Source organism: Actinomadura barringtoniae, assembly GCF_017573505.1.
GTDB classification, from domain to species: domain Bacteria; phylum Actinomycetota; class Actinomycetes; order Streptosporangiales; family Streptosporangiaceae; genus Spirillospora; species Spirillospora barringtoniae.
This window is the reverse complement of sequence record NZ_JAGEOJ010000030.1, coordinates 91,957-102,040: the sequence shown is the minus strand read 5'-3', so window position 1 is coordinate 102,040 and position 10,084 is coordinate 91,957. Positions and strand designations below refer to the sequence as shown.

9 protein-coding genes are annotated in these 10,084 nt (G+C 70.6%); 6 read left to right on the top strand and 3 right to left on the bottom strand.

Annotated features, from left to right (window positions below; genetic code table 11):
- A partial coding sequence (locus J4573_RS48395; protein WP_208263204.1) for a nucleotide sugar dehydrogenase occupies positions 1–627 on the bottom strand: 627 nt, incomplete at its 3' end.
- A gap of 14 nt (positions 628–641) precedes the next feature.
- Positions 642–2,099, bottom strand: a complete 1,458-nt coding sequence (locus J4573_RS48390) for a sugar transferase (protein WP_443606445.1) — start codon at positions 2,097–2,099, stop codon at positions 642–644.
- Positions 2,100–2,511: 412 nt separating this feature from the next.
- Between J4573_RS48390 and J4573_RS48385 the strand changes: the two genes are divergently transcribed.
- The 6 genes from J4573_RS48385 to J4573_RS48360 all read left to right on the top strand — a co-directional run bounded on the left by J4573_RS48385 (position 2,512) and on the right by J4573_RS48360 (position 9,118).
- Positions 2,512–3,372, top strand: a complete 861-nt coding sequence (locus J4573_RS48385; RefSeq protein WP_208263203.1) for a TolB-like translocation protein — start codon at positions 2,512–2,514, stop codon at positions 3,370–3,372.
- Positions 3,373–3,715: 343 nt separating this feature from the next.
- Complete coding sequence (locus J4573_RS48380) at positions 3,716–4,258, top strand: class I SAM-dependent methyltransferase (RefSeq protein ID WP_208263202.1); 543 nt, start codon at positions 3,716–3,718, stop codon at positions 4,256–4,258.
- The gene (locus tag J4573_RS48375) at positions 4,255–5,472 is read left to right on the top strand and encodes a hypothetical protein (RefSeq protein WP_208263201.1); all 1,218 of its coding nucleotides are present in this window, start codon (positions 4,255–4,257) and stop codon (positions 5,470–5,472) included. Before J4573_RS48380 ends, J4573_RS48375 begins: the two co-directional genes overlap by 4 nt.
- Before the next feature lie 2 nt (positions 5,473–5,474).
- Positions 5,475–6,314, top strand: coding sequence for a WecB/TagA/CpsF family glycosyltransferase (locus J4573_RS48370; RefSeq protein ID WP_208263200.1), 840 nt, complete (start codon positions 5,475–5,477; stop codon positions 6,312–6,314).
- Between the two features lie 727 nt (positions 6,315–7,041).
- Complete coding sequence (locus J4573_RS48365; RefSeq protein WP_208263199.1) at positions 7,042–7,782, top strand: YveK family protein; 741 nt, start codon at positions 7,042–7,044, stop codon at positions 7,780–7,782.
- Positions 7,783–7,786: 4 nt separating this feature from the next.
- Positions 7,787–9,118 carry an O-antigen ligase family protein gene (locus tag J4573_RS48360; RefSeq protein WP_208263198.1) on the top strand — a complete coding sequence of 444 codons (1,332 nt, stop codon included), beginning with the start codon at positions 7,787–7,789 and terminating at the stop codon, positions 9,116–9,118.
- A 14-nt stretch (positions 9,119–9,132) separates the two neighbouring features.
- On the opposite strand, the gene J4573_RS48355 is transcribed toward J4573_RS48360, so the two are convergent.
- On the bottom strand, positions 9,133–10,083 hold the full coding sequence (locus tag J4573_RS48355) for a right-handed parallel beta-helix repeat-containing protein (protein WP_208263197.1): 951 nt from the start codon (positions 10,081–10,083) through the stop codon (positions 9,133–9,135).
- Between the last annotated feature and the right edge of the window lies 1 nt (position 10,084).

The window sequence follows — 10,084 nt, the reverse complement described above, 5'->3', positions numbered from 1 at the left end:
ATAGGTGTTCTCCAGCAACTTGGCCATCTCCGCCTCGCGCGTGCCCTTGGCCCGGACGACCCGCTCCACGAACTTCTCGTACAGCGCCGACGCAGCCTGTGCGCACGACGGTGTCAGCCCGCCCACGATCTTCGGAGTGTTGGCCACCCCGAACACCGGGTTGCCAGGGTCGATCCGCTCGGGAGAGAACGCGAGATGGAAGTCGGCCCCCGCCACGAGCCCCGACTTCTCCAGGATCGGCCGCACGACCTCGTCGGTCGTCCCGGGGTAGGTCGTCGACTCCAGCACGACCAGCATCCCCGGCGCCATCCGCGAGGCGACGGTCTCGGCGGCGCCGCGCACCGCGGTCAGGTCCGGCCCGCCGTCCGCCGACAGCGGCGTCGGAACGCAGATCACCACCGCCCGCGCGCCGTCCAGGATCGCCTCATCCGCGCTGGGCCTGAACCCCTGCGCGAGCATCTCGCTCACTTCGCCCGCCGACACGTCGTCGATGTGCGACCGGCCCGCGGCCAGCGCCGACACGACGCGTTCGTCGCGGTCCAGCCCGCCCACGCTCAAACCGGCGCGGCAGGCCTCACGCACCAGCGGCAGCCCGACGTAGCCGAGCCCGATGACCACCAGATCCACGCTGGTGACTCCTTTCAGTACGCGCCAGAACCGCGGACGACGGCGGCGACGGTCTTCCAGAGGATCTGCAGGTCGAGGATCAGCGACCAGTTCTCGATGTAGCGCAGGTCGAGCCGGACCGACTCCTCCCACGACAGGTCGGAACGGCCGCTCACCTGCCACAGCCCGGTCATGCCGGGCTTCACCGCGAGGCGCCGGAACACGTCCTGCCCGTACCGGCTGACCTCGTCGGGCAGCGGCGGGCGCGGGCCGACCAGCGACATCTCGCCGCGCAGCACGTTGACCAGCTGCGGCAGCTCGTCGATCGAGTAGCGGCGCAGCCGCGTGCCGATCCGGGTGATCCGCGGATCCTTCTTGATCTTGAAAAGGACCTCGTCGTCCGGCACCGCGTGGTCGAGGTCGGCGCGCAGCCGCTCGGCGTCCACGACCATGGTCCGGAACTTGAGCATCGTGAAGTCGCGGCCGTCCCGCCCCACCCGCTGCTGCGAGAAGAACGCCGGGCCGCGGTCGTCGAGCCAGATGAGCCCGGCCGTGACCGCCCAGACCGGCGTGAGCACGACGAGCGCGACGGCCGCGGCGGTCCGGTCGAAGACCGTCTTGATGAGCCGGCGCGCCCCGGTGAGCTCGGGGTGGTCGACGTGCAGCAGCGGCAGCCCGGCGACCGGCCGGATCGAGGTGCGCGGGCCGGCGATGTCCAGCAGCGCCGACGCGACGAGCAGTTCGGTCTCGCTCTTCTCCAGCTGCCAGGCGAGCCGCCGCAGTTCCACCCCGGCGAGCTCGGGGCAGGCGAGCACGGCGACGGTGTCGGCGCCGGTCCGCCGTACGACGTCGGCGACGTTGTCCAGCCGCCCTCGCACCGGGACGGTGAGCACGTTCTCGGTGCCGTGGTCGGCGGGCAGGCAGGCGGCGACGATCTCCATGCCGAGGTGCCGGGCGCGCCCGAACTCCCGGATCAGCTCGGCGACGGCCTCGCGGTGCCCGACCGCCACGGCCCGCCGCAGGCATTCGCCGCGCGCCTGCCGCCAGTGCAGATGCTTGCGCAGGCGGTAGCGCGCGAGCAGGCTCAGCGCGGTCACCGCCGGCAGCGTCACCACGACGAAGCCGCGCGCGACCTCCGCCTTGGTCGCGTACGAGACGATCGCCACGGCGGCGGTGAGGCTGACCCCCGCGTCCAGGATCCGCCGGTACTCCTCCGATCCGGCCCCGAAGAACCGAACGTCGTAGGCGCGGGCGGCGGCCACCCAGCAGACCCAGATGAGCGGCAGCGCGGCGGCCAGCAGCGCGTCCGGCCGCGGCGGGCTGCTCGCCTCGCCGAACCGGAACAGGTATCCCACGAGCCCGGCCGTGAGCGCGCAACAGAAATCCGCGGTAATCGTCAGATGAACGTGACTCGAAACCCAGCGCCGCGATCGGCCCGTCGCGCCGAGCGCCCGCATCGGTACGGTCGTTTCCTGACGGTCGACGACACTCATGCAGTCATCCCCCGACCCTTCTCCCCTGACCCGCGCCCGCTCCCCCTCCAAGGGCGAATGCGGGTCTGACCCGACAGTTAAGCTGCCAGTTTCCGCAGTTAAAGGGAAGCTAAAGGGCACAGGCCGGACGTGGCCGGATTAGAAATGCGTGGTCATTACCCGGGTCGCTGGCCGGATTCGGCCGATGAGTGGCTGATGAGCGAGCGTCACAGTCAGGCAAGCCTACTCTTACGACGTGGTCCATGTCTCCAGATCAGCGGTTGTGACAGCGGCTTCGGCCACCCTTGTCGCCATCGCGGCGGGCGCCTTCATGCTCCGTTCCGACGAACACGGTTCCGGGGAACACGACAATGTCCCGGGCAAAGCGCCCATTGCCACTGGGACAATTGTCCTGGACCACCCGGGACAATTGTTGTTCCGGCAGGCGGGCGGCGGCCCGGACTCCGGCCGCCTGGCCGCCGTGAAGCTCGGCGGGAGCACCGGCGCACCCGCCGTTCCGGCCCCCGCCACCCGCTCGATCAGCGATCTTTCCTGCGTACGGGTGTACGGCGCGGCCGGCGCCGGTGCGTGCCTGACCGTCGAGCGCGGGGCGGTCGCCCAGACCTACCTGATGCTGCTGGACGGCCACCTGAAGAGGACGCAGCTGTTCCCCGTCGACGGCACCCCGAGCAGGACGCAGATCTCCGCCGACGGCCGGATGGTCTCGTGGACGACGTTCATCGCCGGCGAGACCTACACCAACAAGGCCATGGCCACGCGCACCGGGATCTTCGACCGGAAGACCGGCCGCATGTGGCGCGACCTGGAGAAGTTCAAGCTCTACCGGGACGGCACGTGGGTCACCGCCCGCGACCTCAACTACTGGGGCGTCACCTTCACCCGCGACGACGACCGCTTCTACGCGACCGCGCGCACCGGCACCACGACCTACCTGGTCGAGGGCAAGGCCAGCACCCGCACGATGAAGTCGCTCCGCACCAACGTGGAATGCCCGTCGCTGTCCCCCGACGGCACCCGGCTGGCGTTCAAGAAGGCGACCGGGGATCCGGCCCGTCCGTGGCGGCTGCACATCCTCGATCTGGCGACCATGCGCGAGACGCCGCTCGCCGAAACCAATTCGGTGGACGACCAAGCCGCGTGGATCGACGACAAGACCGTCGCCTACGGACGGATCAGAGGTTCCACGACCGACATCTGGTCGGTACCGGCGGACGGCTCGGGTACACCGCGTCTTCTTCTGGAAAACGCATTCTCCCCGGCCGCAATTCACTGACTGCATGCCCGTATAAAGGATCACGCGGATGGGTTCTGTAAGCGTTGTCCATGAGGGTGGGATCAGCGCACCACGACCACCGGACCAATCCGCTCTTGTACGTACGACGCGTTGACTGCTTGATGTTTTACCCGTGGCCCTGACCGAGGTTGGCCACCCGCATCGCTGGCCTTTTACACGGCATCCGTATCAATAATGAGCCGAGTCATGGACGGGGGTAGATCGATTGAGCCGGCTGCACGCATTCCGGAATCGTTTCGTGGACGCGCCGGGTTCCCTTGGCGCTCGGTATCGTTCACGCCGCTGGGAGTGGCTGACCGCGACCTTTCCCGATCTTCGCGAGATGTCGGTGATCGATCTCGGCGGCACCGCCGAGTCGTGGCGGCGCGCGCCCGTCACGCCCGCCGCCGTGCACATCGTCAACCTGGAGAAGCCGCCGGACGAGCTGCCGAGCTGGCTGCGCTCCGACCACGCGGACGCCTGCGAGCTGCCCGAGGAGATCCTGGCGGGCGGCTACGACGTGGTGATCTCCAACTCGGTCGTGGAGCACGTCGGCGGGCACGCCCGGCGCCGCATGTTCGCCGACGCCGTTCACCGGCTCGCGGACCGGCACTGGATCCAGACGCCGTACCGCTACTTCCCGGTCGAGCCGCACTGGGTCTGCCCCGGCATGCAGTTCCTGCCCGCGCCCGCGCGGGCGACCGTGGCGCAGCACTGGCCCCTGGTGCACACGCCGCCCGCCAGCCGGGAGGAGGCGCTGCGCTCGGTGCTGGACATCGAGCTGCTGAGCCGCACCGAGATGCGCGCCTACTTCCCGGACTCGCGGATCCTGTCCGAACGGGTCGCCGGCCTGACCAAGTCCCTGATCGCGGTGAAGACCAAGTGACCAACGAGACCCCGGTGGACGACTCCGTGAACACTCCCGTGAGCAGCGTGACCGAGCAGCCGTGGACCGGACTGCCCAGGATGCGTGCGCTCGGCGACGTCGACCCGGCGGCGCAGCAGACCGTGATCGACCTGCTCGACCGGGCGATGCGGACCATGCCGCGGATGCGGTCGGGTCCGGGCGGGCCGTTCGCGTTCACGCTGCGCGGCCAGGGCGCGTTCCCGGCGGGCACCAGCGTGCGGTACGCGGCGATCGTGGCGCTCGGCGCGCTGCACCTGCCGGAGGACCAGCAGCGCGAGGTGCTGGCCGGTGACACCGTTCACGAACTGGTCGGCTCGCTCGTGTCGCGCCTGGACGACGCCGGGCCCACCGCGCTCAGCTCGCTCGGCGACGTCGCGCTGATCTGCTGGGCCGCCGCGGAGACCCGGCACGACGGCCTCAAGACGGCCGTCGACCGGCTGGCCCGCGCCGACCACGACGGCGGCGTCCACACCGTGGACGCCGCCTGGGTCGTGTCGGCGCTCGCCGCCGTACGGGAGGCCGGCGGCGGACCCGGTTCCGAGGACCATCTGGAACGAGCCCGGCTCCGGCTCCTGCAGGGTCTCAGCGAGAAAGAGCTCTACGCGCACACGGTCGGTGAGGGCGGCAAGAGGCTGGTCCCCGGCTACCGCGCCCACGTCGGCTGCTTCGCCGACCAGGTCTATCCGATCCAGGCGCTCGCCAGGCTCGGCGACGACCAGGCGGTCGCGGCCGCCGAGGCCGTGGCCGAACGCATCTGCGCCGCCCAGGGCGAGGGCGGCCAGTGGTGGTGGCACTACGACGCGCGCACCGGCGGCGTCGTCGAGGGCTACCCCGTCTACAGCGTGCACCAGCACGCGATGGCCCCGATGGCCCTGCTCGACCTCGCCGACGCCGGCGGGAAGAGCCATCTGGACGCCATCGCGCGCGGCATGCGCTGGCTGACCGATCCGCCCGAGACCGGCCAGTCGCTCCTGCCCGCGGACGCACCCGTCATGACCTGGCGCAAGGTCGCCAGGAAGGATCCACGCAAGGCCGTCCGGGGGGTGCGCGCGGCGACCACCAGGCTGCGCTCCGGATGGCGCATCGGCTCCCTCGATCGCGTGTTTCCCCCGGTCGCCGTCGACCGGGAATGCCGCCCGTACGAGCTCGGGTGGCTGCTGCACACCTGGCTTGTGCCGACCACTAGGGAGTGACCATGCAGGGGGAGCATCGGGAGCCGGACCGCAGGCATTTCCTCGGGATGTGGGTGGATCCGCTGACCATCGACGAAACCGTCGCCCGGTGCGTCAAGGCGGTCGAGGAACGGTCGCCGATGACGATCGGGGTGCTGAACGCGGCCAAGATCGTTCGGCTCCGGAAGGACCAGCGGCTGCGCGAGGCCGTGCTCGGGTGCGATCTCGTGCTGGCCGACGGCCAGTCGGTCGTCTGGGCGTCGGGCATCCTGCGCCGGCCGTTGCCCGAACGCGTCGCCGGCATCGACCTGATGCTGGCGCTGCTGCCCGAGGCCGAACGGCGCGGTGACCGCGTCTTCTTCCTCGGCGCCAAGCAGGACGTGCTGGACCGCATGCTGGCGGAGATCGAGCACCGCTTCCCCGACCTCAAGGTCGCGGGTTCGCGGCACGGCTACTTCTCCTCGGCCGAGGCGCCCGGCATCGCCGACGAGATCCGCGAGGCGGGCACCGACCTGCTGTTCATCGGCGTCTCCTCGCCGATGAAGGAGCTGTTCGTGCGGGACTGGGCGCCGCGCGCCGGCGCGCAGGTGACGCACGGCGTCGGCGGCACGTTCGACGTGCTGGCGGGCGAGGTGCAGCGCGCGCCGCTCTGGTGGCAGCGGCACGGCCTGGAGTGGCTGTACCGGTGCCTGCAGGAGCCGCGGCGGCTCGGCCCGCGCTACTTCACGACGAACTTCGCGTTCGTCGTGCTCGTGGCACGCGCAGCCATCCGCGACCGGCTCCGTCTCCCGCGCGGCCGGCGCGACCGGGACGCCCGGCGGGATCGCGGCGGTCCGCGCGCCGCCGCCGGCGGTCGACGGTGACCGCCGCGTACACCGCGCCCATCAGGCCGATCAGCATGATGGCTATCAGAGCGTGGGAGGGCCGGCCCGCCACCGCGACGGGCCGGTCGCTGCCCGCCGTGATCTGCCAGGAGATGTACGACCCGGGCCGCGCGCCCTCGTTCACCTGGTCGCCGCGCAGCTTGTCGCGCATGACCTTCAGCACGGCCTGCATGGTCTGGCGCGCCAGGCCGGGCTCGCCCGCCGTCGTCGTCACGGTGAGGTAGGGCTGGTCGTGGATCGGCACTTCCTCGCTGCCGCGGTTGGCGAACACCACCTGGTACTCCCCGGTGCCGCCCGCCGCCCGGATCGTCCGCCGCGCGACCGAGCCCTGCAGCCACCGCGACGACACCTCGGCCATGGTGACCAGGGCCGGGGTGAAGCTGGCGAACGCGTTCCGCGGGAACGGCGCGGCGGGCGACAGGAACGTCACCACCGAGCGTGCCTGGTACCGGGGTGGCGTGAGCTCGACCCGCACCAGCGGGATCGCCGTGAGCGCCGCGATCAGCAGCACCACCAGCGGGTTGCGCACCAGCGCGCCGAAGAAATCTCGAACCGCCACAAGCCGCTCCTGTCCCCCAAGTACGTCACATCGTGGCACGGACAGGACACCGGCGGCGGCCGCTCGCCGGGTGTGGCCAGATCGGGCGCCCCGGCCAACCGCATCGCTACCGGCCACGTCATCAACAGTGGCTCATAAGGGGGACCGGTGGATCTGCTCGACTGGCTGGGAACGCTCCTGCGGCGCTGGTGGCTCACCGTGCCGCTCCTGCTGTTGGCACTCATCGGGACCGGCTACATCGCCGTCGCCACGCCGTGGACCTACAAGGCCAAGGCGACCGGCGTCCTGCTGGCCTCGCCCGTCCAGGCCAAGCAGGCGGGCGGCAACCCGTGGCTGGTCTTCGACAGCTCCCTCACCGTGACCGCCGAGGTCCTCGGCCGGGAGATGATGGACGAGAAGACCGCCCAGGACCTGAAGACCCAGGGCCTGACCTCCACCTACATGGTCGGTGTGGCCCCCGACTCCGCCGGTCCCGTCCTGGCGATCGAGGTCACCGGCACCGACGCGAGCGACACCAAGAAGACGCTCGACTCGCTGATCGCCATGGTGCCGCAGAAGCTCACCCACCTGCAGGCTCAGGAGAGCGTCTCCCCCAAGGCCCAGATCAAGATGAACCTCATCAGCTCGAGCCCCAAGGCGGCCCGGGCGTCCACCGACAAGCTCCGCCTCATCGTGATGGTGCTCTTCCTGGGGCTGGTCATCACGGTCGCGGTCCCGCTCTTCGCCGAGGTCCTGTCCGAACGCCGCAAGCGCGGCCGTTCCGACCTCGACGGTCCCGGCCGGCGCGGCGTCACGGCCCGTCCTCGCCCGCGCTCGTCGGGCGTTCCGACGATGTCGAACGGGAACGTCCCGAGACGCCGGTCCTCGATGTCGGAGCCGGACGCGTAGGGCCATGTCGCTCTCCCTCTCCGCCGGCCGGACCGCGGCGGCGTCCCGTCCCCTCCTCGGGCAGGTGGACGGCGTCACCGTCCTCAGCCTGTTCGTCATCGTGCTGACCGTGGTCCCGGCCCGCTTCGTGGTGGGCCCGCTGGGCGCCGCCGGAACGCCGGCCGGGATCATGGCCGTGCTCTGCCTGTTCTGGTACATCAGCGCGATGATCACGGCCCGCACCACGCCGGTGCGCGGCACCCAGCCCGTCCGGACCCTCGTGGTCCTCTTCGTCTGCGCGATGCTGGCCTCCTACGCCGCCGCGATGACCCGGCCGCTGCCCGGCCTGGAGTCCAACGCCGCCGACCGGGGCCTCATCCTCACCGCGGGCTGGGCCGGGGTCGCGCTCCTGGCCGCCGACGGCATCCCCCGCATCGACCGGCTGGAGGCCGTACGGCGACGGCTGGTCACGGGCGGCGGCATCATCGCGGTGCTGGGCGGCATCCAGTTCTTCACCGGGCTGGACCTGGCCGGTCACCTGGCCTTCCCCGGCCTCACGACGGCCACCCAGTACACCTCGCTGCTGGCCCGCGACGAGTTCAACCGGCCCATGGCGACCGCCACCCACCCGATCGAGTTCGGCGTGGTGCTGGCGATGCTCCTGCCCCTGGCCGTCCACGGCGCCGTCTACGCCCCCGAGGGCAAGAAGGGGCGGCGCTGGGTCCTGGTCTTCCTGATCCTGATGGTCCTGCCGATGACCGTCTCGCGTTCGGCGGTCCTGGGCCTGGCCGTGGTGTGCGTGGTCATCCTGCCGATCTGGCCGGCGATCTGGCGCGTCACGGCGATCCTGGTCCTGGGCGTCCTCATGGTCGCCCTCCGCGCCGTCGTCCCCGGCCTCATCGGCACGCTGACCAACCTGGTCACCGACATCGGCTCGGACTCCAGCACCGTCACCCGCACCAACGACTACGTGGTGCTCGGCACGACCGTCGTCCATAAGCCGTGGCTGGGCCGGGGCTTCGGCACCTACCTGCCCAAGACGTACCGCATCCTGGACAACCAGTACCTGCTGTCGCTGGTCGAGACGGGCATCGTGGGCCTGCTGGTGCTCCTCACCGTGATCCTGTCCGGCTGGTTCATGGCCCGTTCAGCCCGCCGCGCCAGCACCGATCCCGAGGTACGCCACATGGCGCAGTGCTTCGCCGCCTCGATGGCGGTGGCGCTGTTCTCCTTCGGTACGTTCGACGCCTTCAGCTTCCCGATGGTCGCGAACCTGATGTTCCTGGTCCTGGGCTGCTGCGGCGCCCTCTGGCGGCTCACCCACGAGAAGCAGGCCGGAGTCACTCCTCAGGTGTGACCCCGGCCTGCTTGTCAGGGGGTCACGGGTCTGCCGGTCTCGGCCCAGATGTTGCCCTGCCAGAGGTTGCCCTTGCCCCGGGCCTCGAACGCGGTGACCGGGCCGAAGAAGCCGCCCTTCTTGAAGACGGAACGGCTGAAGATGTTGCGCACGACCTTGATGTTGAAGGACGGGCCGAAGCGTCCCTTGCCGCCGTAGAGCGCGTAGCCGCCGCCCGCCAGGTAGTTGCCTTCGATCGTCACGTCGTGCGCGCGGCCGAAGTCCTGGTAGATGGAGATCGCGGACGTCTGCGACACCGGGTTGAGGATCACGTTGTGGCGGACCACCAGGGACAGGCCGGGCGCGGGACCGCTGTTGGACTGGACGCCCGTCACGTGGTCCTTCGGGAACTCCTTCAGCTGGCGGATCACGTTGTCCTCGATGAGGCCGTGATCGGTGTTGATGCCGTTGCTGACGGTGTGGACCTGGGTCTTGCGCACGGTGATCATGCCGCCCTGGTTGACGATGCCGTACTGGACCTTGGTGCGGCCGTCCCCGTTGATCTCGGAGTTCTCCACGCGCAGCCCCGAGGCGCCCTTGCGCTGGATGATGCCCCACTGGCCCGCGCCCACGAGGTGGGTGTTGCGGATCGTCACGTTGCTGGCCACGACGTTGATCTCGGTGCTCACCAGGAGGCCGTCGATGACGGTGCCGGGCTTGCTCACCGTGATGGGGCCGCTCGGCTTCAGCTTGCGGCCGCGGGGAACGCCGGTGGTGGCGAGCGTGGGCCACGTGATGCTCGCGCCCTCGCCGCCCGTCGGGGCCGGGGTCTTCAGGACCAGTGGCGGCGCGGGGACCGCGTTGGCGGGCGGCGGAGCCGGCGACGGCGCCTGGCCGTTCGCCTTCGCGGCGGGCTTGTCGTCGCCCGAGCAGCCCGACGCCGCGCAGAGCGCGATGGCCGGGACGAGCAGGAGTAGCTTTCGCATG